At 69.9% G+C, this 26,632-nt stretch carries 17 protein-coding genes; 11 read left to right on the top strand and 6 right to left on the bottom strand.

The window, feature by feature from the left end; all coding sequences use genetic code 11:
- Positions 1-208 precede the first annotated feature (208 nt).
- The 3 genes from ACWCSV_RS28655 to ACWCSV_RS28645 all read right to left on the bottom strand — a co-directional run bounded on the left by ACWCSV_RS28655 (position 209) and on the right by ACWCSV_RS28645 (position 2,152).
- Positions 209-643, bottom strand: a complete 435-nt coding sequence (locus ACWCSV_RS28655; RefSeq protein WP_451147083.1) for a DUF6221 family protein — start codon at positions 641-643, stop codon at positions 209-211.
- 394 nt (positions 644-1,037) lie between these two features.
- Positions 1,038-1,646 carry an NUDIX hydrolase gene (locus tag ACWCSV_RS28650; protein ID WP_451147081.1) on the bottom strand — a complete coding sequence of 203 codons (609 nt, stop codon included), beginning with the start codon at positions 1,644-1,646 and terminating at the stop codon, positions 1,038-1,040.
- 89 nt (positions 1,647-1,735) lie between these two features.
- Positions 1,736-2,152 carry an ATP-binding protein gene (locus ACWCSV_RS28645; protein WP_451147079.1) on the bottom strand — a complete coding sequence of 139 codons (417 nt, stop codon included), beginning with the start codon at positions 2,150-2,152 and terminating at the stop codon, positions 1,736-1,738.
- 279 nt (positions 2,153-2,431) lie between these two features.
- On the opposite strand from ACWCSV_RS28645, the gene ACWCSV_RS28640 reads away from it, so the two are divergent.
- Both ACWCSV_RS28640 and ACWCSV_RS28635 read left to right on the top strand, forming a co-directional pair.
- Entirely contained in the window at positions 2,432-2,599 is a 168-nt protein-coding gene (locus tag ACWCSV_RS28640) for a DUF5670 family protein (RefSeq protein ID WP_451147077.1), read from the top strand.
- Between the two features lie 875 nt (positions 2,600-3,474).
- Positions 3,475-6,045, top strand: a complete 2,571-nt coding sequence (locus tag ACWCSV_RS28635; RefSeq protein ID WP_451147075.1) for a discoidin domain-containing protein — start codon at positions 3,475-3,477, stop codon at positions 6,043-6,045.
- Between the two features lie 199 nt (positions 6,046-6,244).
- Here ACWCSV_RS28635 and ACWCSV_RS28630 read toward each other — a convergent pair whose 3' ends face one another.
- Positions 6,245-7,249, bottom strand: coding sequence for a polysaccharide deacetylase family protein (locus tag ACWCSV_RS28630; protein ID WP_451147073.1), 1,005 nt, complete (start codon positions 7,247-7,249; stop codon positions 6,245-6,247).
- A 1,016-nt stretch (positions 7,250-8,265) separates the two neighbouring features.
- On the opposite strand from ACWCSV_RS28630, the gene ACWCSV_RS28625 reads away from it, so the two are divergent.
- The 7 genes from ACWCSV_RS28625 to ACWCSV_RS28595 all read left to right on the top strand — a co-directional run bounded on the left by ACWCSV_RS28625 (position 8,266) and on the right by ACWCSV_RS28595 (position 19,296).
- Positions 8,266-11,562, top strand: a complete 3,297-nt coding sequence (locus tag ACWCSV_RS28625; protein ID WP_451147071.1) for a LamG-like jellyroll fold domain-containing protein — start codon at positions 8,266-8,268, stop codon at positions 11,560-11,562.
- 454 nt (positions 11,563-12,016) lie between these two features.
- Complete coding sequence (locus ACWCSV_RS28620; protein ID WP_450778383.1) at positions 12,017-13,108, top strand: ABC transporter substrate-binding protein; 1,092 nt, start codon at positions 12,017-12,019, stop codon at positions 13,106-13,108.
- Between the two features lie 161 nt (positions 13,109-13,269).
- Entirely contained in the window at positions 13,270-14,919 is a 1,650-nt protein-coding gene (locus ACWCSV_RS28615) for a sugar ABC transporter ATP-binding protein (RefSeq protein WP_451147069.1), read from the top strand.
- Positions 14,916-15,890 carry an ABC transporter permease gene (locus ACWCSV_RS28610; protein ID WP_451015269.1) on the top strand — a complete coding sequence of 325 codons (975 nt, stop codon included), beginning with the start codon at positions 14,916-14,918 and terminating at the stop codon, positions 15,888-15,890. The genes ACWCSV_RS28615 and ACWCSV_RS28610 overlap by 4 nt, the downstream gene beginning before the upstream one ends.
- Entirely contained in the window at positions 15,887-16,957 is a 1,071-nt protein-coding gene (locus tag ACWCSV_RS28605; RefSeq protein WP_450778389.1) for an ABC transporter permease, read from the top strand. Before ACWCSV_RS28610 ends, ACWCSV_RS28605 begins: the two co-directional genes overlap by 4 nt.
- Before the next feature lie 41 nt (positions 16,958-16,998).
- The gene (locus tag ACWCSV_RS28600) at positions 16,999-18,027 is read left to right on the top strand and encodes a LacI family DNA-binding transcriptional regulator (RefSeq protein WP_451015268.1); all 1,029 of its coding nucleotides are present in this window, start codon (positions 16,999-17,001) and stop codon (positions 18,025-18,027) included.
- Between the two features lie 189 nt (positions 18,028-18,216).
- Positions 18,217-19,296, top strand: coding sequence for an aldose epimerase family protein (locus ACWCSV_RS28595; RefSeq protein ID WP_451147067.1), 1,080 nt, complete (start codon positions 18,217-18,219; stop codon positions 19,294-19,296).
- Between the two features lie 84 nt (positions 19,297-19,380).
- Here ACWCSV_RS28595 and ACWCSV_RS28590 read toward each other — a convergent pair whose 3' ends face one another.
- Both ACWCSV_RS28590 and ACWCSV_RS28585 read right to left on the bottom strand, forming a co-directional pair.
- Positions 19,381-22,398 carry a carbohydrate binding domain-containing protein gene (locus ACWCSV_RS28590; protein WP_451147065.1) on the bottom strand — a complete coding sequence of 1,006 codons (3,018 nt, stop codon included), beginning with the start codon at positions 22,396-22,398 and terminating at the stop codon, positions 19,381-19,383.
- A 283-nt stretch (positions 22,399-22,681) separates the two neighbouring features.
- Positions 22,682-23,899, bottom strand: coding sequence for a Dyp-type peroxidase (locus tag ACWCSV_RS28585; protein WP_451147063.1), 1,218 nt, complete (start codon positions 23,897-23,899; stop codon positions 22,682-22,684).
- A 290-nt stretch (positions 23,900-24,189) separates the two neighbouring features.
- Between ACWCSV_RS28585 and ACWCSV_RS28580 the strand changes: the two genes are divergently transcribed.
- Together ACWCSV_RS28580 and ACWCSV_RS28575 are read left to right on the top strand one after the other, a co-directional pair.
- Positions 24,190-25,395 carry a cytochrome P450 gene (locus ACWCSV_RS28580; RefSeq protein ID WP_451147061.1) on the top strand — a complete coding sequence of 402 codons (1,206 nt, stop codon included), beginning with the start codon at positions 24,190-24,192 and terminating at the stop codon, positions 25,393-25,395.
- Between the two features lies 1 nt (position 25,396).
- Positions 25,397-26,560 carry a type III polyketide synthase gene (locus ACWCSV_RS28575; protein WP_451147059.1) on the top strand — a complete coding sequence of 388 codons (1,164 nt, stop codon included), beginning with the start codon at positions 25,397-25,399 and terminating at the stop codon, positions 26,558-26,560.
- The last annotated feature ends 72 nt before the right edge of the window (positions 26,561-26,632 follow it).

Here is a 26,632-nt window from a genome sequence, read left to right as displayed (position 1 = left end):
GCTCCTTCGGTCCGAACGGCCGGGTGCGGTGCGCCGTCCCAGGAGAACGGCCGCCCGGCCGTGTGCGGCCGCCCCCTTCGCCCGGTCGTGATCGGCCGACCGGTGAAGTCTCCTTGATCGAGGACGAGTCGTGGAGTGAGCGGCGCCGTCGCTGATCCAGTGCGCCACGCCCCGGCGCCGGCACGGTGTGGAGGGGAGCGTCACGCGTTCACGGACGCCAGGCGACCAGATAGTCCGGGTGGCCGGAGTAGGGCAGCGCCAGGTGACGCACGGCCAGCAGGACGGCCATGCGCTCCATGCCGGCCGGGAGGCGGTTGGCCGGGTCCGGCAGCGAGGCGGTCGACTCGGGCTCCTCGTACCGCTTCAGGAGTCGCCGTACCGCTTCGATCTCCCTCAGGGCGTGCGCCGGGTCGTGCAGTGCGATGTGTCCGGCGCGCGCCGCATCCTCGTCCGACCCGCCGACTTCCGGGCCGGTCGTGGCGACCGGCTGGGCGTCGTCGTCCGCGAGGGAGGCGGCGGCGGAGTACACGCCCGTGCCCAGGGCCCGCCACGAGAAGTCGTCGCCCCCGCCACCGGCCGCGCGTGCCGCCGTTTCGCGCTCGACGAGACGGGCCTGGAGAAAGGCCACCAGAGCATCGGACATGGTATTTCGGTTCCTCGCTGTCGCGGACGTGGGGTCGTGCGGTCGGGCGGTCTTCCCGTCGCCGCCCGACGGCTGGTTCAAGGATGCAGCACCTCCTCGGGTGCCACCGGGGAGGCGTGCTGCCCCGTGAGCGCGCTCCCTGTGACGCGCGGCGACACCTTCCCCCTCCGCTGGGTCCGGACGACTGGTCGGAAGGGAGGGCCTGTTGAGCGCTGACTCGGATTCAGGCGGATGACTGTCGTCTGCGGCCGCCCGGACGGGCTGATCCGCCGCAGTTCCTCGGTGCCCGTACGAGCACGATCCGTACTGCAAGCCGTCGACCGCCCTGTTCTCGCGGTCGGACGCGGAGGTCGGCGACATCCTCGCCGTACCACCGGCACCTTAGGGGACCGGACTACCCGGGTTGCGCGTGAGGCCGGCAGAGGCGGGCCAGATACGCGTCGAGCGGCTGAGCCCGCTCGAGAAGCGGCTCGTCGGGGTGCCACCAGTGCACTGCGCCGATCTCGTCGTTGGCCTCGAACGGGCGGGGACGGTCGATCCGCCCCGTGTACAGGGCCAGGAATTCGGTGCGCCGTTCCGGCCCCAGCAGGAAGTGCGCGAGCCCGACGAACCGTACCGGGCCGTCCGGTATCTGCCCCGACTCCTCGACCAGCTCGCGCAGTGCTGCCGCGCGGGGTGTCTCCTCCGGCTCGACCATGCCGCCCGGCAGCTCCCAGGAATTCCGGTACCGGTCGTGGACGAGCAGCACCCTGCCGCCGCACCAGAGCGCCAGGAGCGCCGCGGGTATGGGGTGGTGCGCCGTGGTGAGTGCGTGCTCGGGGCCAGGGATGAAGGAGACCAGCGCCTGACCGTTGGCGTCGACGGCGAGCGGCCGACGGTCGGGAACCTCGTTCGTGGGTGCGCATGTGGCGTTGTCGGGCACGCGTGCGCGTGCGGTGGTGGCAAGCAGGGGTGTGCTCGTGGTGTTGCCGAGCCCAGGTGCGCTCGCGGTGTCGTCGGGCATGGGCCGAGACTGCCCGCGCGTTCCGCCGCCCACGCATGCGGTGGTACGGCCGTGCGGCCCACGGGGCGGCGGGTCCTCGCGTACGCGCCTCAGCGGCCTACCGTCGCCACGACGACCTTCCCGCCGCCCTCCCGGGTCCGCACCTGCACATCGTGGGCGAGACGCCGGATCATGGGCCAGCCGAAGCCGCCGGTGCGGCCCGTGAGGTCGGGCGTGCGGTCCTGGGGGTGGGCGGAACTGCGGTCGGAGACGCGGACCTGCAGGACCCGGCGATCGGCGGCGAACCGGAGCGCACAGACGCCACCCGCGTGACGGATCGCGTTGGTCACCAGCTCCGACACGAGCAGGAGCAGGTTCTGGACCGTATCGGCCCGGGGCGGCGGATCGAGCTGTTCGAGGAAGGCGGCGATCGCGTCCCGGGCCTCGGCGGCACGCTGCGGCTTGCAGACGAATTCGACACGTGCGCCACGGGAAGTCGAATCTTTGGTCAGAACTTGATGGTGCATATGAATTACCCCGTCAAGAGAATTCGGTGGTCTCTTCTCTCGTACCCCGAAGGAAAGGGTTCAAGGATGGAGCCCGCCAATCGGTTGCGGAGAGTGTGCGGAAATGTGCAGAGCGCGTGAAGTCTCTTCGCGCGCGTGGTGGCTCGGCCGCGCGGGAGTGTGTCGCGGCTGGTCACGGCGGCCCGGACGCGGGTGCGCACCGACTGCGGGAAGCCTCCCGGGCGAGAGAGGTGTGTCCCTCGGAAGGGCGGGCACATGGATGGTCGGAGGTTGATAATCATGGTCCCGCTTCTTCTTGTCCTGCTTCTTGTTCTTGTTCTCTTCGGTGCCGGATTCGCACTGAATGCATTGTGGTGGATCGCCGTGATCGTACTGGTGGTGTGGCTGCTGGGCTTCTTCGTGCGCCCGGCTTCCAGCGGCCGGAAGGGACGCTGGTACCGCTGGTGAATGCGTCCCGCAATTCTTGACGGGACGGATTCTTGACCCACTGCCGGTCTGCGGGTGGCCCCGGTGACGCGACGTCACCGGGGCCACCCGCGTTCTGTTCCGGCCGGTCGGCCGGTCGGCCGGTCGGCCGGTCGGCCGGCCGGTCGGCCGGTCGGCCGGACGGACAGACGGGCAGACGGGTAGACGGACGGAGGGCCGGCCGGGCGGACCGACGGGCAGGTGGTTCGCCGGGCGGGTGGCGGTGGCCGCGTGCCACCACCGGGCCCAGCGGTGGACGCGCCCGCAGTCGAGGTTCGCCGCCTCCGCGTTGACGTCCATTGCGGTCCACCGCTCGGCGCGCAGGATGTTCCGGCCGTGGAGATCTCCGTGGAGATTGCCGTGGATGAAGGTCCCCGGAATCCCGATCATCCGCTGGGGCCGGGCGGGCCCCGCTCGGCCCCGTGGCCGGCCTGCCGCCGGGCCTCACGCCGGGCTTCACGCCAGGCCCCTGCCCGGCTCCGAAACCTTGCGAGGGTGAACGGAGAGGCGTCCTTCGGGGCGGTGCTGCCTCCACTTCCCGGAGGTCGGCGTAGCGTCAACTCCAATGTCCCGCACGGGGTTTCGCCAGGTGGGGGGAGGTCTGCGGCGGCCTGCCCGCCCGCTCCGTCCGAAGCCGCCGGCCGATCTCTGCTGCATCTATTGACGGTCCAGGGGCCTCCTCCTACGGTATGCGCCGGGAGAGCGCTCTCTCAGAGTTCTTCTTTCTGCATCAGTTCTGATGAACCTTCACGCACTCTGACGGGCGGGGTGTGCGGCTGGGTGAGAGAGCGCTCTCCCATAGGGTGGTCCGCCGGTCGGCGGGCTGCGGTGTGCGTTCCGAGAAGGAGCAGCGACAAATGAGATTCAGACCAGGCCGAGCCGCGGCGGCAGTGGTGGCGGGCATCCTCGCCATTCCCGTCCTGGGAGCTCCGGCATTCGGCGCGGACACGCCGGTCCTGCTGTCGCAGGGCAGGACCGTGACGGCGTCCTCCGAGGAGAACGGCGGCACCACGGCCGCGAAGGCGGTCGACGGTGATACCGGCACCCGCTGGTCATCCGCAGCATCGGACAACCAGTGGCTCCAGGTGGACCTCGGCACGTCGTCCAGCATCAGCAAGGTGGTGCTGAACTGGGAGGCCGCGTACGCGAAGGGGTACCGCATCCAGGTCTCCGGGGACGGTTCGAACTGGACCGACCTGCGCACGGTGACGGACGGGGACGGCGGCATCGACACGCTCGACGTCAGCGGTACCGGCCGCTACGTACGGGTCCAGGGCACCGTGCGGGCGACGGGTTACGGCTACTCCCTCTGGGAGTTCCAGGTCTACGGCTCCGCGTCGGGGACCACGGACCCGGGTACGGGCTCGGGCCAGTGCGGTACGGCCAACGCGGCGCTGAACCGCACGGCCACCGCCTCTTCCGTGGAGGGCGCCGGCACCCCGGCCTCCTCCGCCTTCGACGGCAACGGCGCCACCCGCTGGTCCAGCCTGGCGACCGATCCCCAGTGGATCCAGGTCGACCTCGGCGCGGTCAAGAACATCTGCCAGGTGGACCTCTCCTGGGAGGCGGCCTACGGCAAGGACTTCGCCATCCAGGCGTCCACCGACGGCACCACCTTCACCGACCTGAAGAAGGTCACCGGCGCCACCGGCGGCACCTCGTCCTACCAGGTGCAGGGTTCGGGCCGATACCTCCGCATCGCGGGCACCGCCCGGGGGACCGCGTACGGCTACTCCCTCTGGGAGGCGGCCGTCCACGTGCAGGACGGTTCCACGACGCCGATCCAGGGCGGCGGTGACCTCGGCCCCAACGTCAAGGTCTTCGACCCGTCCATGTCGGCCGCCACCATCCAGCAGCAGATCGACACGATCTACCAGCAGCAGGAGTCGGCGCAGTTCGGCGAGGGGCGCTACGCGCTGGCCTTCAAGCCCGGCAGCTACGACGTCAACGTCAACACCGGCTTCTACACCTCGGTCCTCGGCCTCGGGCGCAACCCCGACGACGTGACCGTCAAGGGAGTCAGTGTCGATGCCGGATGGTTCAACGGCAACGCGACGCAGAACTTCTGGCGCTCCACGGAGAACCTCTCCATCGCCCCGTACGACGGCACCAACCGCTGGGCGGTCGCCCAGGCCGCGCCGTTCCGCCGGATGCACGTCAAGGGCGGGCTCAACCTCGCACCGTCCGGCTACGGTTGGGCGAGCGGCGGGTACATCGCCGACTCCAAGATCGACGGCACGGTCGGCCCGTACTCGCAGCAGCAGTGGTACACCCGCGACAGCTCCATCGGCGGCTGGACCAACTCGGTCTGGAACATGGTCTTCTCGGGCACCGAGGGTGCACCGGCGACCTCCTTCCCGGAGCCCCGGTACACGACCCTGGAGACCACCCCGGTCAGCCGTGAGAAGCCCTACCTCTATCTCGACGGCTCCGCCTACAAGGTGTTCGTGCCCTCCAAGCGGGTCAACGCCCGCGGTGTGAGCTGGGCCAACGGCTCGACCCCCGGCACGTCGATCGGCCTCGACCAGTTCTACGTGGCCAAGCCGGGCGTCTCCGCCGCCACCATCAACCAGGCGCTCGCGCAGGGCCTCCACCTGCTCTTCACCCCGGGCGTCTACCACCTCGACCGCACCATCGAGGTCAATCGCGCCGACACGGTGGTCCTGGGCCTCGGCCTCGCCACCATCGTCCCGGACAACGGCGTCACCGCGATGAAGGTCGCCGACGTCGACGGCGTCAAGCTGGCCGGCTTCCTGATCGACGCGGGTACCACCAACTCGCCCACCCTGCTGGAGATCGGCAAGTCGGGCGTCCACACCGACCACGCCAACAACCCGACCTCGATGCAGGACGTGTTCGTGCGGGTGGGCGGCCAGTTCGCGGGCAAGGCCACGACCGCGGTCGAGATCTACAGCGACGACACGATCATCGACCACACCTGGATCTGGCGGGCCGACCACGGCTCCGGCGTCGGCTGGAATGTCAATGCCTCCGACAACGGCCTGCTGGTCCACGGCGACGACGTGCTCGCCACCGGGCTCTTCGTCGAGCACTTCAAGAAGTACGACGTCGAGTGGTTCGGTGAGCGGGGACGCACGATCTTCTTCCAGAACGAGAAGGCGTACGACGTTCCGAGCCAGGCCGAGTGGATGGACGGCAGCAGCAAGGGGTACGCGGCCTACAAGGTCGATCCCGCCGTCAACACCCACGAGGCATGGGGCGTGGGAAGCTACTGCGCCTTCACCCTGACGAGCATCGAGACGGACCGGGGCTTCCAGGTTCCCGTGAAGTCCGGCGTGAAGTTCCACAGCATCCTGACCGTCTCGCTCGGTGGGGCCGGGCGCTACAACCACGTCATCAACGACACGGGTGCCCCCGCGTTCGGGACGGACACCGTTCCGTCCACGGTGACGAACTTCTCCGGCTGATTCCGGGGTAGTCGACGGGGCGCACCGGCCTTCGGGCCGGTGCGACCCGGCGAGGCGGGTGCCGGACGGCGGTCCGGTACCCGCCTTCGTCGTTCCCGTACGGGACGGCCGTCCGGTTGCCCGCCTCGCCGTGCGGTCACGGGGCGGCCGTTCCTGCCTCGCCGTACCCGCCCGGACGGCCGTCCGGGCCTCTCGGGCCTCAGCCCGCGCTGCAGGAGACCGTCGGCCAGGTCGTGGCGCCGTTGGTCTGGATCGTCACGCCCCAGTTGTTGCCGCTGCCGTTGGGCTTGGCGGTCAGTACCTGGGCGCTGGGGTACGCGGCCGTGATGTTCCACGTCGCGATGATCTTCTCGGGGGACGGAACATTCATGGTGACGGTCCAGTTGGCGGAGCCGGTGACCGAGACGTTGAGGTTGTAGCGGTCGCTCCACTGCTGGCCCGCGGACAGGGTCGCGGAGCAGCCGCCGGTGCCGCCGCCACCGGTTCCGCCCCCACCGGTGGAACCTCCGTCCGGGGCCACGGCGCGTCCCGTCTGCGGCGAGATCATCCCCGCGCACAGGCCGCGGGCCGCCAGCCCCTGGGCGATGCGCGGGATCGCCGCGAGGGTGGCGGCGGGCCACTCGTGCATGAGGATGACCTGGCCGTTGGTGAGGCGCCCGGCCGCCTGGACGATCGCGTCGGTGCTCGCGCCGTTCCAGTCCTGCGAGTCGACGTCCCAGATCACCTGCGTCAGGCCGTACTTGGCCTCGACGGCCTGAAGTGTCGCGTTGGTCTCGCCGTACGGAGGGCGGAAAAGTTTCGGAGTTCCGCCGCCTGCCGCCGCAATGGCCTGCTGGGTCCGGGAGACCTCCGAGTCCACCTGCGCCTGGGTCTGCTGGATCAGGTGCGGGTGGGTGTAGCTGTGGTTGCCGACCCACATGCCGGCGTCGACCTCCGCCTTCACCTGGGCCGGGTAGGAGGCCGCGAACTGGCCCTCGTTGAACATGGTCGCCCGCAGCCCGTTCTGCTTGAGGGCGTTGAGCACGGCGGGTGTGTGGTCGTTCGATGGGCCGTCGTCGAAGGTGAGCCCGACGTACCCGTTGCACGTGGCGGCGTAGGACGGGGAGACGGCTGTCGTGAGGGCGGCGACGGTGGTCACCGTCGTCATGACCGCCGCGAGGCCGGCGGCCAGGGAGCGCGGCGAGAGGACCGAGGGGGTTCGCATGTGTTCCTCCGTGGGGGAAGGCGGCGACGGCCGGACCGTGTCGGACGGCCGTGGACGCGGTGCGCGGTGGGAGCGTCAAGTCCGGTTCTGCTGTGCGGAGTTCGGTTGGGCCGACCGGGTCGGCGGGGCAGGGTTCCGGGTCGGCGATCAGTGTTGACGCGGCTCCATGGGCTGTCAATGGTTTCGGTCGCGGTGGCGAAAGCTTCGAAGTGGCTTCTTCGGCGTCTGCCGGGTATGTCAGCAGGTCATGGATGTATGTCGGCATCAACCTTCTGGAGAGCGCGGAGAAAGCAGGTGTGAGCGCGTCGGAGCGGAGCCAGCACGACCGAAAGTTTCGACGCTTGTTGCGGACGCTGTGCCGGCTCGGCGGGTGACGGCTGCTCACATCGGGCCCGTGTGACGGCTGCTCACACCAGGCCCGGACGGAGCCGTTGCGTGGCCGACCGGTGAGTGGGCGCGCTCCGCCGACAGGCTCGCGCCCTCCGGCCGCGCGGCGGGACCCGGGCTCGGCGTCGGCGGGCTCGCGTGTCCCCGTGGACAGGAAGGGCATCCGCCGCACGTCGCAACACCTTTGGGTTGTGCGCGGCCGGGTGGGGATCGCCGGGCGCCCCTCAGGCAGGGGATCCGGATTGCCGGGCCACCAAGGCGGGGGGATCCGGATCGCCGGGCCACCAAGGCGGGGGGATCCGGATCGCCGGGCGGCCACCCAGACAAGGGATTGGCTCAAAAGCTCCTTGCGGGCTGCGTTCGCGAGGGAGAAGAAGGGGTCCCCGCGCCGACGGTGAGGCCGAGTTGAAGCGCCTTCGGCCGACTCTCCGTGCAACGCCCCGTGTTCCGCGGGTCGGTTGGGCGCGTTTCCGTCGTGTGAACGGTACGCCCTCAGGTCACGAATTTCTATCGTTGAAAATTTTCTGTGCACGACCGTTGTGACAGGGCTGGGGGCTGTGGCTCAATGATCGACCATGTGCTGTGCCTCGCTCGTTCGAGGCACTCAGCTCCTTCGTGAGGACGATGCCATGAGACGACAACTACCGCGCCGACGTGCGGCTTTGACGACGCTCGCCTGTACGGCGGCCCTGGCGATGCCCCTCGGCATCACCATGGTTCCGGCGGCTGCCGCGGCACCTGCCGCCCACTCGTCGTCCGGTGCCACGGCACCGACGTTCGTATCCGAGAACCCGGCCACTCTGGTCCACGGGCTCAAGGGTGAGTACTACGCGATGTCCGCCCCCGGGGCGCGGGACTTCGCCAAGCTCGGCGCCACCGCCCTGGACCCGGAGGTCAACTTCGGGGATCTCACGGGTGCTTTCCAGTCGGCCACGGGTCAGACCGAGAACACCACCGCGCGCTGGACTGGCCAGATCCAGGTCCCGGCGACCGGTGACTACACCTTCGCAGCGAGCGGCGACAACGGCTTCCGGCTGTTGATCGACGGCGTTCCGGTCATCGACCACTGGGTGGGCGACTGGGACGTCGAGCAGACGAGCAAGCCGGTTCACCTGGTCGCGGGCGAGCAGCACGACTTCAAGCTGGAGATGTTCCAGGACGTCGGCGGCGCCAACATGTTCCTGCGCTGGTCGAGCCCGGCGCTCGCCAAGCAGATCATCCCCGAGTCGGCGTTCACCCCGCCCGCGGACTACGAGGTCTACCCGGTCGCCCTGACCGTGGCCGAGGACGGCAAGCGCCTCCAGGCCACGTTCGACGACAAGGTCGGCAACATCGCCGCCGTGAAGGACCACCTCGTCGTCGAGGCGGACACCACGCCGATGCCGGTCAAGTCGGTCGTCAAGGCGTCCGGCAAGGGCAACTCGCTCATCGTGACCCTGTCCGAGGCCATCCAGAAGGGCCAGCAGGTCAAGGTCACCTACGGCACCGAGGGTGGGCTCACGGTGGGCGGCGAAACCGTCCCCGACATCAGCCGCAACGCCAAGAACCTGTCGACCAAGCGTCTCACCACGGTCTGGGGCGACAAGCTCGACCGCAACAACCCGCTGCCCGAGTACCCCCGGCCGCAGCAGGTCCGCGACCAGTGGAAGAACCTCAACGGCACCTGGGAGTTCGCCGGCGCCGCCGCGGGCGAGCAGCCCGTCTTCGGCAAGAAGCTCGGCGAGAAGATCACCGTGCCGTTCGCGGTGGAGTCCCAGCTCTCCGGTCTGGAGCGCCACGAGGACCACATGTTCTACCGCAAGCTCGTGACGGTGCCCAAGAACTGGAAGGTGGGCAAGTCCGGCAAGGACAAGCGGCTGAAGCTCAACTTCGGCGCGGTCGACTACAACGCGACCGTCTTCGTCAATGGCAAGAAGGTCGCCGAGCACACCGGCGGCTACACCGCCTTCGACGCTGACATCACCGACGCCCTCAAGGGCACCGGTCAGCAGGAGATCGTGGTCGCCGTCACCGACACCACCGGGGACAACCAGCCCAAGGGCAAGCAGTCCTCCAACCCCGGCGGCATCGAGTACACCGCCACCTCCGGCATCTGGCAGACGGTCTGGATGGAGCCGGTCTCCACCGCCTCCATCGACTCGCTGACCACCACCCCGGACATCGACAAGGGCCGGCTCGCCGTCACCGTCAACTCCGGCGACGCTTCCGCCAACGCCCGTATCACGGCGGTCGCCCGGGACAAGAAGGGCAAGGTCGTCGGTACCGTCAGCGGTCCCGCCAACCGTGAGCTCAGCCTGCCGGTGGCCAAGGAGCACCTCTGGTCGCCCGACGACCCGTACCTCTACGACCTCGACGTCACGCTGACCGACGGCCGTGCCACCGACAAGGTGGGCAGCTACTTCGGTATGCGCTCGCTCAAGGTCGAGAAGGTGGGCGGCTACCAGAAGCTCACCCTCAACGGGAAGCCGTTCTTCTCGCTCGCCCAGCTGGACCAGGGCTTCTACCCCGACGGTCTCTACACCCAGCCCAGCGACGACGCCCTCGTCTTCGACCTGAAGGCGCAGAAGGACCTCGGCTTCAACGCCGTGCGCAAGCACATCAAGGTCGAGTCTCCCCGCTGGTACTACCACGCCGACCAGCTCGGACTCCTCGTCTGGCAGGACTTCGTCTCCGCCAGCATCAACAACGAAGCCGGCCAGCAGGCCTTCGTCTCCCAGGCCCAGGAGGAGATGAAGCAGCTGCACAACTACCCCTCCATCGGTGGCTGGATCGTCTTCAACGAGGGCTGGGGCGAGTGGGACCGCACCGCGACCGGCAAGCTCACCGAGGCCGTCAAGGCCGCCGACCCCTCGCGCGTCGTGAACGCCCACAGCGGCGTCAACTGCTGCAACTCGAAGGGTGACTCGGGCGCCGGCGACATCATCGACCACCACGACTACGGCAACACCGACCCCGCCTTCCCGGACGCCACCCGGGCGGCGATGGACGGCGAGCACGGTGGCTTCACGCTGCGCTCTCCCGGACACATGTGGCCGGGCACCCCGACCGTGATCTACAGCGGGGTCAGCGACAAGGCCGCGCTCACCGCCAAGTACGTCGAGAACACCGAGAAGTACTACCTCGAAGCGGCCGGCGCCGAGCTCTCCGGCTCCGTCTACACCCAGGTCACCGACCTGGAGCACGAGCTGAACGGCCTCTGGACGTACGACCGTCGTGAGCCCAAGGTCGACATCGCGGCAGTGCGCGCGGTCAACCAGAAGGTCATCGCGGCCGGTGCCGCTGCCGGCAAGCGCGACGAGGTGAAGGGCGGGGCCGCCTGGAACCTGGACGAGAACAAGGGCACCAAGGCCGCCGACAGCGGCCCGAACCACGCTTCGCTCACCCTGACCGGTGGCGCCTCGTGGACGCAGGGTGTCTCGGGCTCCGCGCTGAAGTTCTCGGGCGACGCCCAGTACGCGCAGACCGCCGGTCCGGTCGTGGACACCACGAAGGACTACTCGGTCTCCGCGTGGGTCACGCTGGACCAGCTGCCCGGCAACTACGCCTCGGCGGTCAGCCAGGACGGCCGGCGCACCGAGAACCCGTTCTACCTCCAGTACGGACAGGGCGCGTTCGCCTTCTCCCTGCCGGGCGGCAACCGTGCCCGCGCGGTGACCACCCCCGAACTGGGCAAGTGGTACCACCTGGTGGGCGTGCGCCAGGGCGACACCATCTCGATCTACCTCGACGGCAAGCTCGCCGCGAGCGCCCCGGCCGGCGGTGCCGGTGACGTGAGCACCGGTCCGCTCTCCCTGGGCCGTGCCAAGTGGAACGGCAACCCGACCGACTTCTGGAACGGTTCGGTCGACCAGGTCCAGGTCTTCGACAAGGCGCTCGGCGCCGCCGACGTGAGCGCGCTGTACGCCGCTCACGCTCCGAAGGTCTGATCCGACGGTGGCCCGCCGGCGCGTCCATGGCGCCGGCGGGCCACCTTCCCTGCGGGGCGGACCGCTTCCGTGCGTCCGCCCCCGCCCTCTTGAACCTAACGGTTTTCCACCGGTGTTGACCCCTCAACGGTCCGCAGCGGTGCTGTCGCGCGCCCGCATACGGCGGTGGTGCGCGGGTGCGCGCGAGCCGGGCAAAGGCCCCGTCCCTCGCCCCACGACACATTTTGGAAACGCATCCGTCGCGCTCTTGCCGTCGCGCCGAAGCCGCATATATAACGTTGTAAACCGAGCCGCCGACAGGCCGCGCCGCCCCTCCCGACCCCGGTCCGTACCCACGGAACACGTCGAGGACAGGCAACCGGCATCAGCCGCGAATGAGCTGATGCTTCATCAGAAACAGCCCGACCGCACGTGGTTCCGCGTGCCGTCATCCCGCCCAAGGAGCGTCCCGCGCATGATGATCCAGCGCCGATCCCGTACCCTCGCCGCGGCCTGCGTGCTCGCCGCCACCGCAATGCTCACCGCGGCCGGCTGCTCGAAGTCGGAGACCAACGACACCGCCTCCTCCTCCGACACGGGCCAGGCCGCCCAGGCAGCCACCACGGCCCCCGACAGCACCTCCGGCTCCGGCTGCTCCCTCCAGACCTACGGGGCGCCCAAGCTCGACCTCAAGAACGCGATCGTCGGCTTCTCCCAGTCGGAGAAGGAGGCCAACCCGTTCCGTATCGCCGAGACCCAGTCCATCAAGGACGAGGCGGCCAAGGTCGGCGTGAAGAAGCTGCTCACCACCAACGCCCAGTCGCAGCTGTCGAAGCAGATCAGCGACATCCAGGACATGCTCTCCCAGGGTGCGCAGTTCCTCATCGTCGCCCCGCTCAACTCGGACGGCCTGGAGCCCGCGCTGAAGGCCGCCGCGGCGAAGAAGGTCCCGGTCCTCACCATCGACCGCAAGCTCAACGCCGGCGCCTGCAAGGACTACGTGGCCTTCCTCGGCTCGGACTTCGTGGAGCAGGGCAAGCGCGCCGCCGACGCGATGATCAAGACGACCGGAGGCAAGGGCAAGGTCGCCATCCTCCTCGGCACCTCCGGCAACGGCGTCACCACCGACCGTACCAAGGGCTTCGTGGACGAGCTCGCGGCGAAGGCCCCGGGACTGGAGATCGTGGCCCAGCAGACCGGCGAGTTCGCCCGTGACAAGGGCCAGCAGGTCATGGAGCAGCTGATCCAGTCGAAGCCCGAGATCACCGCCGTCTACGCCGAGAACGACGAGATGGGCCTCGGCGCCGTCACCGCGCTCAAGGCCGCCGGCAAGAAGCCGGGCAAGGACGTCAAGATCGTGTCGGTCGACGGCACCCGCAACGCCGTCCAGGCCGTCGTCAACGGTGACTACAACGCCGTGATCGAGTCCAACCCGCGCTTCGGCCCGCTGGCGTTCCAGACCGCCCAGAAGTTCTACGGCGGCGAGGAGATCCCCGAGAACGTCATCATCTCGGACCGCGCGTACGACGAGACCAACGCCAAGGCGTCGGTCGGCGGCGCGTACTGATCCGTCGTCCAGCCGGACACCACCTGAGGCTCTCCCGCGACCGCCGTGGCGCGAACCGTGCCACGGCGGCCGGGAGTTCCCTCCGTCGCCAACCGGTACGGGGGACCCTCCACCCCCGTGCCCGCCCTTTCGGCACCTTGGAACTTGGAAGGCCAGGATTCATGGCACCACCCGAAGCAGTAACCCAGCCGCCCGAGCCCGTCGCATCCGCTCCGGGCCCCGCCCAGGAAGCCGGCACGGTCCTCGAAGCCCGCGGCGTCAGCAAGCGGTTCCCCGGCGTCGTCGCCCTGGACGACGTGTCGTTCTCCCTGCGGGCTGGGGAGACCCATGCCCTGGTCGGTGAGAACGGTGCCGGCAAGTCCACCCTCATCAAGGTGCTCACAGGGGTCTACCGGCCCGACGGCGGCGAACTCCGGATGAACGGCGGAGCCGTCCGCTTCGCCCGGCCCTTCGAGGCCCAGCAGGCCGGCATCTCCACCATCTACCAGGAGGTGAACCTCGTCCCGCTGATGAGCGTGGCGCGGAACATCTTCCTCGGACGCGAGCCCAAGAACCGCGTCGGGATGATCGACTTCGGCCGGATGCACCGCGAGACGACCGAGCTGCTCGACGGCTTCGGCGTCCGCGTCGACCCCAAGCGTCCGCTGAACACCCTCGGCATCGGCACCCAGCAGATGGTCGCGCTCGCGCGCGCCGTCTCGGTCAACGCCCAGGTCGTCATCATGGACGAGCCCACCTCCTCGCTGGAGCCCCGCGAGGTCGAGACGCTCTTCCGGGTCATCGCCAACCTCCGCGAGCGCGGCATCGCCGTCCTCTACGTCAGCCACCGCATGGACGAGCTCTACCGGATCTGCGACCGGGTCACCGTGCTGCGCGACGGCCGCCACATCCACACCGGCGACCTCGCCGACCTCAACCGGATGCAGCTCGTGTCGATGATGCTCGGCCGTGACATGGCCGAGGTCAAGCGGTCGGGCCTCACCAACTTCACCGAGGGCGGCCACGACACCACCCGTACGCCGGTCCTCACCGCGTCCGGCGTCTCCAGCCGCCACCATCTCGACGACATATCCCTGGAGTTGTACGGCGGCGAGGTCCTCGGACTCGGCGGCCTCCTCGGCTCCGGCCGCAGCGAGACGGCGAAGGCCCTCTCCGGTGCACTGCCCGTCGACGCGGGGAACATCACCGTCGACGGCAAGAGCCTCGGCCGGCTGACCCCGGCCGCCGCCATCAGGGCCGGGATCAGCCTCCTCCCCGAGGACCGCAAGGCCGAGGGCATCATCCCCGGTCTGTCGGTGCGCGAGAACATCGTGCTCGCCGCGATGCCCCGCCTCTCCCGGGCCGGAGTCGTCTCCCGCGCCAAGCAGGACCGCGTCGTCGAGATCTTCATGAAGCGCCTGCGCATCAAGTGCTCCAGCCCCGAGCAGAAGGTCGGTGAACTCTCCGGCGGCAACCAGCAGAAGGTGCTGATCGCCCGCTGGCTCTGCCTGGAGCCCAAGGTCCTGCTCCTCGACGAGCCCACCCGCGGCATCGACGTCGGCGCCAAGGCCGAGGTCCAGAGCCTCATCGACGAACTCGCGGGCGAGGGCCTGGCGGTTCTGCTCATCTCCTCCGACATCGAGGAGCTCATCGAGGGCGCCGACCGCATCGTCGTCCTGCGCGGCGGAGCCGTGGCGGGCGAGCTCGCCGGCGATGAGGTGGCCGAGAGCCGGCTGCTCGAAGTGCTCGCCGACCACGCCCCGGACGCGTCGCCCACGAACGCGCCGGCCACGCCGGAGAAGACCCCGGTCGCACAGGAGGAACCCCGATGACCCAGGCCACCCTGGCCCCGCCCGCAGCGAACCCGCTGGCCCGGCTGCGCACCCCCGCGTGGTGGCAGGAGTACGGCGTCTACGCGGCCGTCGCCGTGCTGCTGCTCTTCAACGCGCTCTTCACCGACCACTTCCTGACGACCGACAACCTGCGCACGCAGCTCGTCCAGGTCGCCCCGATCGTGATCGTCGCCCTGGGCATGGCCCTGGTCATCGGCACCGAGGGCGTCGACCTCTCCGTCGGCTCCACCATGGCACTGGCCGCGGCGCTCCTGCCGCTCTACCTCGGGTACGGCCTGGTACCGGCGCTCGGCATCGCCCTGCTCGCCGGAGCGGTCGTCGGTGCGGTCAACGGATCGCTCGTCTCCCTGGTAGGGCTCCAGCCCATCGTCGCCACCCTCGCGCTCTTCGTGGGCGGCCGCGGCCTCGCCCTGGTGATGGCGGACGGCCAGCTCAAGCAGATCGAGAACCCCGATCTGCTCGCGCTCGGCACCGACTCCTTCCTCGGCATTCCGCTGGTCGTGCTCATCGCCGGCGTCCTCGCCGTCGCCGTGGCCTTCCTGATCGGGCGCACCACCTTCGGCCGCCAGGTCGTCGCCATCGGCGGCAACCGCGCCGCCGCCGGACTCGCAGGACTGCCCGTCAAGCGCGTCCTCATCGGCGTCTACGTGCTCTGCGGCGTGCTGGCCGCCCTGGCCGGCGTGCTGGCCACGGCCCGGCTCACCGCCAGCGACCCGTCCTCGCTCGGCACCCTGATGGAGCTCTCCGCCATCACCGCCGTCGTGGTCGGCGGAACCCCGCTCACCGGCGGTTCCGTCCGCGTGCTCGGCACCGTCGCCGGAGCCCTGCTGATGCAGCTCCTGCGCGCCACCCTCGTCAAGCACGACCTGCCCGACTCCACCGCCCAGATCGCCCAGGCTGCCATCATCATCGCCGCCGTCTACGTCGCCCGGGAGCGCCGGTCCCGATGAACGAAACCTCCTCCGCCCCGGTGGCCCGGACCACGGCCCCGCACGCGACCCCCGCTCCGGCCAAGGCGCCCGAGCCCCGTCTCCAGAAGGGTGCCGGCTCCACCGGCCCCACCACGGGACAGCGCGTCCTCGACCTCCTCCAGCGCCAGGGCGTCCTCGCCGTGCTGATCCTGGTGATCGTCGGCGCCTCCATCAAGTACCCGGCGTTCCACAGCCTGGACAACGTCCGCGGTGTCACCGTGCAGGCGTCCTTCCCCGCCGTGATCGCCCTCGGCATGACCATGGTCATCATCACCGGCGGCATCGACCTCTCGGTCGGCTCCGTCTTCGCCCTCGGCGGCGTCCTCGCCGCCTGGGCCTCGCAGTACGGATTCCTGCCCGCGCTGCTCGTACCGCTCGTGGTCTGCTCCGCGATCGGCCTGCTCAACGGGTTCCTCATCGCCCGTGCCGGGATGGCCCCCTTCATCGTCACCCTCGCCACCCTGCTCGGCGCCCGCGGTCTGCTGCTCTCCCTCACCGACGAGGGCGGCACCACCTACCTCGTACCGAAGGACTCGGCCTTCGCCGAGCTGGGACAGGGCGCGGTCTGGGGCTTCGGGTACCCGCTCCTGATCGCCCTCGCGCTCTTCGGGATCGGCGGACTCGTTCTCCAGCGCACCTCGTTCGGACAGTCGATCTTCGCCGTGGGCGGCAGCAGCGACGCCGCGACCCTGATGGGCCTTCCCGTCGCCCGGACGAAGATCATCGTCTACACGCTGAGCGGTCTGCTCGCCGGCCTCGCCGGCGCGCTGAGCGCGGCACGGCTCACCTCCGGCGTCACCATCGTCGGCGTGGGCATGGAGCTCGACGCGATCTCCGCCGTCGTCATCGGCGGAACGCTGCTGGTCGGCGGCGCCGGATCGATCAGCGGAACCCTCTGGGGCGTGCTGCTGCTCGCCGTCATCCAGAATCTGATCAACCAGATCGGTACCCTCAACTCCTCCTACCAGTCGGTGGTCAGCGGCGGCTTCCTTATCGTTGTCGTGGTGGCGCAGCGCTATCTGTCGCGCAACCGCAGAACCACGTGAGCGGAGCCAACTCTCATAGCCGGACCGAGTGAAGGAGTGCCGTGGGCGTCAGCCTCAAGGACGTAGCGCAGCGGGCGGGCGTGTCGATCAAGACCGTGTCCAATGTGGTCAACAACTACCAGCACGTCACCCCGAAGATGCGGGCCAAAGTGCAGCAGGCGATCGATGAGCTCGGCTACCGGCCGAACCTCACCGCCCGCCACCTGCGCAAGGGCCGTACGGGCATCATCGCGCTGGCGGTCCCCGAGTTCGGCAACCCGTACTTCGCCGAACTGGCCGGAGCCGTCGTCGACGCCGCCGCCCGACACGACTACACCGTGCTGGTCGACCACACGGCAGGGCTCCGCGAGAAGGAACTGCTGGTCAGCCAGGGATTCCGGTCACACGTGATCGACGGGCTCATCATGAGCCCGATCCATCTGGAGACCGAGGACCTGATGGCACGCGAGGAGACCGCACCCCTGGTCCTGCTGGGGGAGCGGGAGTACGAAGCGCCCTACGACCACATCGCGATCGACAACGTCGCCGCAGCCCGCACCGCGGTACGCCACCTCCTCGACCACGGACGCAACAGGATCGCCTTCCTCGGATCCCGCACCGGCCGTGAACGCCAGCCCGCGCACCTCCGGTTGCGCGGCTGGCGCGAGGAGCTGACGGCCGCCGGCATCGAACCGGACGAAGCGCTGGTCGTGGTCACGGACGGATTCGGGCGTGAGGACGGCGCCATCGCGATGGCATCCCTGCTCGACCGGGGCGAACGGCCCGACGCGGTCTTCGCCTACAACGACCTGATCGCGATCGGGGCCATGCGCACCGTCACCGCGCGCGGGCTGTCCGTCCCGGACGACATCGCCTTCGTCGGCTTCGACGACATCGAGGAAAGCAGTTACGGCACCACCACCCTCACCACCATCGCCCCCGACAAGGAGGCCATCGCCCGCCTCGCCGTCGACAGCCTCGTCGAGCGGCTCGCGGGCGAACCGGTGACCGAACCGCGGCGCCCACGCCCCGGCTACCGGCTCGTCGTCCGCGAGTCGACGGTCCCCCGGCCGCCCGCCCCGGCTGCCTGAACGGCCGCCCGGCCGGGGCGATCCACCGGCGCGCGCCGGGGTACCGAGCCCCGGCGGCGCGGGCCGCCCTGCCGGCTCGCGCCGGGCCGCGCGGCCACCCACCCGTCCACGACGGCCGTCGGCCGCCGTCCCTCCGGCCGACCGCTGCGCCCACCCGCACCGGCCGGCCGCTTCCACCAAGGAACGCCGATGCCCCGCCCCACCGCGCACCGCACCCCCTTCGGCTCCGCTCCCGGGAACGCCGAAGCAGACCTCTGGACGCTGGATTCCGGCACCGGAGTGCGGGCCGAAGTCCTCACCTACGGGGGCGTCCTGCACCGTCTCACCGTGCCGGACACCCACGGCGAGAGTCGACAGATCGTCAGATCCCTTTCGACAATGGACGAATACGCGAAGGACCACCCCTACTTCGGGGCGCTCGTGGGCCGTTACGCCAACCGCATCGCACACGGCAGCTTCGCGCTCGACGGCACCACCCACGAGATCCCCGTCAACGACCGCGGCCACGCGCTGCACGGCGGACCCGAAGGCTTCAACACCAGAATGTGGGAGGCCTCCGGCAGGGAGGACGGCGACGCCGCCTTCGTCGACCTGCGCCTGCACAGCCCCGACGGCGACATGGGCTTCCCCGGCGCCCTCGACGTCCGTGCCACCTACGCCGTCGACGCCTCGGGCACCTTCTCGCTCGACTGCACCGCCACCACCGACCGGGCGACCGTCGTCAACCTCACCCAGCACGCCTACTTCAACCTGGGCGACGACGACATCCTCGGGCACACCCTGGAGGTCGACGCCGACCACTACCTCCCCGTGGACCCCGAGGGCATTCCCGAGGGAGACCCGGCCGAGGTGCGCGGCACCCCGTTCGACCTCACCTCCCCCCAGGTACTGCGCGAGCGCCTCGCCCTCCCGCACGACCAGCTCGCCTCGGCCGGCGGATTCGACCACTGCTGGGTCCTGCGCGACGAGGCCCCCGGCGTCGACGGGCTGCGCCGCGCCGCCCGGCTCACCGCGCCCGACGCCTCCCGCGTGATGGAGGTGTGGACCACGGAACCCGGTATCCAGGTCTACACGGGCAACCTGCTGGACGGCACCTTCACCGACGGCGAGGGCCGCGTGCACGACCGCCACGGCGCGGTCTGCCTGGAGACCCAGCACCTGCCCGACTCGCCCAACCACGCCGGCTACCCCACCACGGTCCTGCGCCCCGGCCAGACGCTCCGCACCCGCACGGAATGGCGCTTCCCGCACCTGATCGCCGGCCGGTAACCACCCGGCCGCTCCACGCCCCGCACACGCGAGAGCGCCGGTGCGGGCCCCGCGGACGGGCCCGCACCGGCGCCCACCGGCGCACTACTTCAGGTACGGACCGGCGGTGCCGACCTGCCCGGGAGCGGCGTTCCTGCCGCCCAGGTCGAGCACGTACACCCGGAGGTTGCCCTTGCCGGGCGCGGCCACCGTGAGCGTGCCGTCGGACACCGTCCGGACGTCCCCGGTCACGGCGTCCTTGTAGGTGCCGTTCGGGATCCCGGTGTACGAAGCGCCCCCGGTGACGGTCACCAGGGCGAAGGAGTCGACCCCGCTCGCCGCGTCGGTGTACCGGCGCTTGTACGCCATCGAGCCGCTGATGCCCTCCGTGGAGTACTGGCCCATCTGGAGCGCCGGAACGGCCCGCCGGATCTGGTTGAGCCGCTGCACGTGCTTGACCAGCGGCTGTGCGAGGGTGTCGGCGACCGTGCCGCTCGCCGAGGAGACCTTGCTGAAGTCCGAGGCCGTCACGTCACCGGCGATGCGGTCGCCGAAGTACGCCCGCCCGGTCGTCGCCAGCGGGCAGGTGGGCCCGCAGTCGATCTTCTTGCCCGCCTGGAACTCGACCTCGGAGCCGTAGTACAGCGTCGGGATGCCGCGGAACGTCCACATCAGGGCCATGTTCTCCGCCCACGCGTCCGTGCCGCCCGCGTACCGCTCACTGCTCTTGTTGGGCCCGTAGTCGTGACTGTCGACGTAGACGACGTTGTAGGTGGCGTCGTTGTAACTGTCGTCCGAGTCCTTGCCGTTGCTGTAGGCGTTGTTGGCGTCACCGAAGTTCATGTGCATCCGCATGTCGATGACGTTCATCCCGGAGAACTGGCTGTGGTCCGGCGTGTGGTAGGCGTTCCCCTTCAGGAAGGCGTTGTCGGAGACCGGCTGCTGCCCGGTGCCCAGCTGCTCCTCGTAGGTGTACATCTCCAGGGAGGCGGCGGCGTCGTCCGCGCTGTACTCCTTGCGCTCCTTCCAGGTGTAGAACTGCGCGGAGTGGTTGACCGAGCCCCGGTTCCACTTGTCGTTGACGAAGGCGCCGACCTCGCCGAAGACGAAGAAGTTCTTCGCGGCCTCGGCACCGAACCGCGAGGTGACACGTTCCTGGATCGCCGGCAGGAAGCGGCGGTTCCAGGTGGTGCGCGGGATGTGCACGGCGGTGTCGATCCGGAAGCCGTCGACGCCCATGTCGATGTACTTGTCGTAGGCGCCGATCAGGTAGTTCTGCACCGGGGCGCTCTCGGTGTTGAAGTCCGCGAGGTCCTCGTGGAGCCAGCAGCTGCGCGAGTCCTCGCCCTCCCAGTTGCCGATCCAGCAGTTGTGGTAGTACACGGTCGGGAACATCCCGGAAGTGGCGTTCGGCCACTGGCAGTTGTAGACCTTGTAACCCTCGGCGGACGTACTCCCGGTGGGTTTGCCCCAGTTGAGGCAGGTGTTGCCCGACGGCTCGGCGGTGGACCACAGGTCGCCGTTGTAGTAGGACTTGCCCGACTTCGTCTCGACGGTCAGCCCGTCGTACTCGAAGCCCTCGTTCTTCTCGTCGTAGTACCAGCTCCACTGGGAGTCCCGCACGCCGTAGACCGTCGGCGTGAACAGCCCCTTGGCGCCCCACCGCGAGGAGTGGTTGTAGACGACGTCCTGGTAGATCTTCATCCCCTTGGCGTGCGCCGCGTTGATGAGGTCCTGGTACGAGGCTCCGGCGGACTCCAGGCGCGGGTCGACCCTGTAGAAGTCGTAGCCGTGGTAGCCGTGGTAGTCGTAGTCCGAGCGGTTGAGCACCACGGGCGTGATCCAGATGGCCGAGAAGCCCAGCCCCTTGATGTAGTCGAGCTTCTTGACCAGGCCCTTGAAGTCGCCCCGGAACATGGGGTCGTTGTTGGCCGCGTTGCCGGACTTCACGTCCTGGCTGCCACCCCGGTTGTTCGTGCTGTCACCGTCATTGAAGCGGGCGGTCAGGACGAAGTAGATCGGGTCCTTGCGGGGGTCGGTGCCGAGCGGCTGCCCCGAGGCCGCGGTCGGCGGCTTGTCGCCGGTGGTGGCGGCCGCCGCCGCCGAGGCCGCCGAGACGTTGCCGGCCGCGTCCACCGCCTTGACGGTGTAGCTGTACGCGGTCCGCTCCTCCAGTCCGGTGTCGGAGAACACCGTGGAGCCGGTGTCCGCCACCAGGGTGCCCTTCGTCCCACCGGTGCGGGTGACCTGATACTTCGTGACCCCAACGTTGTCCGTGGAGGGTTCCCAGGAGAGGACGACCGACACGCCGTCCGCGGCGGCGGCCGCCTTCGTCGGAGCGGTGGGCGCCGTGGTGTCGGGCACCGCGGCGGCGCACGGGTCGGCCGCGTTCGGGGTGACCTTGTGGTCCTTCACCGTGGAACGTCCACCGGTGAGCGCGTAGTTGGCCCCGTTGTTGTTGTCCCAGACGCCGTTGCCGTTGTTGAACGTGGCGTTGAGCCCGGTGGCCGTGCCGAGGTCGACGGTCCGTCTGACCCACCCGGTGCAGGCCGCCTCCATGCCCACCCCGGGGACGGTCGTCCACGCGCCGCCCGCCGGCTGGTAGTGGAGGTTGGTGGTGGTCCAGCCCACCGTCGCGGTGGAGTAGTAGACCTCCGCGCTGTTCGTCCCGGTGGGGGAGGGGCTCGGAGTCGTACCGCTGTCCGCGCACGGGTCGCTGTGGGCCACCACGCCGTCCTTGACGGTGATGTTCCCGGTGCCCAGCGCGTAGTTGTTGCCGGAGTTGTTGTCCCAGACGCCACTGCCGTTGTTGAAGGTGGCGGCCAGGCCGGTGGCGCTGCCGAGCGGGACGGTCAGCTTCACCCAGTCCGTACAGGCGGCAGTCATCGTTGTCCCCGGCACGGTGGTCCACGAACCCCCGTCGGGAGCCCAGTGAAGCCTGTAGGCCGGCCAGTTCTTCGTCTTCGTCCAGTAGAAGACGGTCGCCGAGTTCTCGGTGGCGGCGACCGGCGTCGCGGACACCTGTTCCGGCGCGGGCATCGCGGTGAGCAGGCCCAGCAGCGCGGTCGCCGTCGCGGCCGCCGCCACGGGGCGTCTCAGCAGCCGTAGGGGGGAGCGTTTCATCATGTCTCCAGGGGGAGGCCGTGGCGGGGGAGGCCGCGGCTGCCGACAACGCCGGTGCCCGGTACGGGCATCGGCCGAGATCCCGCCGGAGAACCCGGACGCGCCTCGGGGTTCGGGCGAGCGGAAGGATTCCGACGGCAATGGCTGTCAGAATCTTTCTGCAATCTCTTGCGCCCAGGAAATTACCGGTGCATGTCAGGCGCGTAAAGGGTTCTGACAAGGAAGGGCCCGGGGAGGCGCCGTCGCGCTCCCCGGGCCCTCCGTATCTCCCCCCGAGGAGACCTCAGTCGGCCAGCAGGCTCGCCCCGAGCCTGTCCTTCGCGTCCTTCACGCCGGGCAGCACGAGGAAGTAGCCGCCGCCCCGCGTGACGGTGAAGTCCGCGAGGGGTTCGCCGTCCAGGCGCCGCTGCACCGCCTCGAACTGCCGCCCGATGTCCTGCTGGTAGCAGCAGAAGTTCAGCCCCACGTCGAGCGCACCATCGGGCGCCAGGCCGCGGTCGAAGTTGTAACTGCGGCGCAGCGGGAGCGAGTCGGCCGTCTCGGGCGTCCTCGGGTTCGCCCGGCGGATGTGCGAGTCGAAGGAGATCTTCCGGCCGTCCGGGTCCGACCGGTAGTCGGGAAGGTCCGTCTCCTTGGTGCCGGTCAGCGGAGCACCCGTCGCCTTGTTCCGGCCGAAGGCGCGCTCCTGCTCGGACACCGGCAGCCGGTCCCACGCCTCGACCCGCAGCCGGGTCGTCCGCAGTACCTGGTAGCAGCCGCCCCAGGCCCAGGCGGGCGCCCCGCTGCGCGAACCCAGCCACAGCACCCGGTCCATCTCCCGCTCGGACGTCGTGTCCGGGTGGGAGATGCCGTCCTTGAATCCGACGATGCTGCGCGGCGCGCCGCTCGGCCGGGGCGGGTTGAGAAACCCGTCGCTCCGCCACCTCGGGGCGGCCGACCCCCGCAGCGCCAGCTGCAGATCACGCATCACCCCCAGGACGGCGTCGGGGTGCTCCGCGCAGACCTGGACCGACAGGTCCCCGTGGCAGGCGTCCGGGTCGAGGTCGTCCCCGGGGAACGCGGGCATGGTCCGCAACCCCGCGGGCCGGCGCGACCGCAGGCCGAAGCGGCCGTCGAAGAGGGGCGCCCCGACGCCGACCGTGATGGTCAGACGGTCGTCGGGGCCACCCTGTGCGGAGGCCGCGGTGAGGGCCCTCGCCCGCTTCGTCAACACGTCGAAGACGTCGGCCAGTCCGCTCCGGTCCGTGGCGAGCACGTCGAAGGCGACGAACGCGACGAACGCCTGCTGCGGTGTCACGATGCCCGACTGGTGCGGTCCGTGGAACGGCACCGCGGCCTTCCGTGCCACCTCGTCCGCCGCTTCCGGCCGCCGGACCGGTGCCGCGAAGGCGTCCGGCGCACCCGCCACCGCCCCGGCGAGACCGACCCCCGTCAGTACGAACCCCCGGCGTCCGGGGAGGGGGTTCGGGCCGGCGGTCGAACGGTCGTCGATGTCTGTCATGGTCGCGCCTCTTCCACGTGCTCGATGTGCTGGTTCCGGCCGTGCCCTGGTTCGGACGCGGCCCAGTGAGCCCTACCAGCGAGGCGCGCACGCGGGCGCAAATTCATTCGTGCGGGTCACCGGCCATGCGCCCTTCGGTCCCGTGCGCCGCCCACGCACCCCCTGATCGGCTGACTACACAGCGTGGCTAACATGTTTCACAGAGTGACGGGAATAAAGCCGGGGTCCGGTCCTGGTCGGGGGGCGGATCTGACCACCCATCAGCCGGCCCGGTCCCTGGGAGAACCTCGGTGGAGAGCACGGAAACCGTACGCAGCTGCCCCTTCGACTTCGCGCACCAGCTGGAGTTCGACCCCCAGCTCAAGGAGTTGCTGACCACCGCGCCGGTGTCCCGCATCCGGATGCCGTACGGAGAAGGGGACGCCTGGCTGGTCACCCGGTACGAGGACGTCCGCACGGTCACCACCGACCGGCGCTTCAGCCGCAGCGCGGTGACGGGACGGGACTTCCCCCGGATGACCCCCGAACCCATCGTCCAGGACGAGGCCATCAACCTCATGGACCCGCCGGCCAGCAGCAGGCTCCGGAGCCTGGTGGCCAAGAGCTTCACCGCCCGCCGCATCGACGCCATGCGCGTCGGCACCCAGCGCATCGTCGACCAGCTGCTCGACACGATGGAGGACGGCGGAACCCCGGCCGACTTCATGGCGGCGGTCGCCGCGCCCCTGCCACTCGTCACCATCTGCGAAGTGCTCGACATCCCCGAGCCGGACCGGCCCTGGCTCCGCTCCCACGCCCTCACCATGATGAATGTCGGAGCCGCCGGCAAGGAGGACGCCGTCCGCGCCAAGGCGGAACTCCGCGCCTACTTCGGCGAACTCACCGCCCGCCGCCGCCGGTCGCCCGGCGAGGACCTCATCTCCACCCTCGCCACCGCACGCGACGGCGACGAACTCCTCGGTGACGACGAACTGACCGTCATGGCCATGGTCCTGCTCATCACCGGACAGGACACCACCACCTACCAACTCGGCAACATCGCCTACTCGCTGCTCGTCCGCCCCGAACTCACCCGGACCCTGCGCGACTCCCCGGAGCGCCTGCCCCGCACCCTGGAGGAACTCCTGCGCCACATCCCGTTCCGCAAGGGCGTCGGCATCCCCCGGGTCGCCCTGGTGGACGTGGAACTCGGTGGCGTCTGCATCTCCGCCGGTGACGTGGTGCACGTGTCCTACCTGACCGCCAACCGCGACGCCGAGAAGTTCGAGCGCCCCGACGACCTGGACCCCGACCGGCCGTCCATCCCCCACATGACCTTCGGCTGGGGAGCCCACCACTGCCTGGGAGCCCCGCTCGCCACGATGGAACTGGAGACCGCGTTCTCGTCGCTGCTCCGCCGGTTCCCGCACCTGCGCCTCGACGCACCGGTGGAGGACATCCGCTGGAACACCACGTCGATCTGGCGCTACCCGCTCGCCCTGCCCGTCACATGGTGACGTGAGCCTCCGCTCCCAGACACGAGGAGAACCCATGGCGACCCTGTGCCGCCCGGCCATCGCTGTGCCCGAACACGTCATCACGATGCAGCAGACCCTGGACCTCGCCCGCGAGACCCACGACGGCCACCCCCAGCGCGACCTGGTCCTGAGGCTCATCCGGAACACCGGAGTGCAGACCCGCCACCTCGTCCAGCCGATCGAGGAGACGCTGCGCCACCCCGGCTTCGAGGTGCGCAACAGGGTGTACGAGGCCGAGGCCAAGAAGAGGGTCCCCGAAGTCGTGGGCCGGGCACTGGAGTACGCCGAGGTCGAGGCGGCCGAGATCGACCTCATCGTCTACGTCTCCTGCACGGGCTTCATGATGCCGTCGCTGACGGCCTGGCTGATCAACACCATGGGCTTCCGGTCGGAGACCCGGCAGTTGCCGATCGCCCAGCTCGGCTGCGCCGCCGGCGGGGCGGCCATCAACCGGGCCCACGACTTCTGCCGGGCCTATCCGCAGTCCAACGTCCTCATCGTGTCCTGCGAGTTCTGCTCGCTCTGCTACCAGCCCACCGACATCGGCGTCGGATCCCTGCTCTCCAACGGCCTGTTCGGCGACGCAGTCTCGGCGGTCGTCGTCCGGGGCGAGGGCGGCGCCGGAATGCGACTCGAACGCAACGCCTCGCACCTGGTGCCCGGCACCGAGGACTGGATCTCCTACGCGGTCCGCGACACCGGATTCCACTTCCTGCTCGACCGGCGGGTCCCCGGCACCATGGAGATGCTCGCCCCGGTGCTCCAGAACCTGGTCGACCTGCACGGATGGTCGGTGCAGGCCATGGACTTCTTCATCGTGCACGCGGGCGGCCCGCGCATCCTCGACGACCTCTGCCACTTCCTCCAGCTGCCGCCGGGGATGTTCCGCTACAGCAGGGCCACCCTCACCGAGCGGGGGAACATCGCGAGTTCCGTGGTCTTCGACGCGCTGGCCCGGCTCTTCGAGGACGGCGGCGCGGACGACGACGCGCAGGGCCTCATCGCCGGATTCGGCCCCGGTATCACGGCGGAGTGCGCGGTCGGACGCTGGGTGCGCCGGCCCGACCACGAGGTCGGCCGGGCGGGCGAACTCCTCACGTCGGGCGGAACGCTGCCCACCCCGGGCGGTGCACTGCTCGGCTGAGCCGAGGGCGCCGGAAGAGCCGTGGGGGCCGGTAAGCGGGCCCCACGCGTCGCCCGTGCCGTCCCACGCTGT

It is taken from the genome of Streptomyces sp. NPDC001770 (assembly GCF_053596135.1).
The sequence above is the reverse complement of the archived record's forward strand: the minus strand, read 5'-3'. Positions and strand labels throughout refer to the sequence as shown.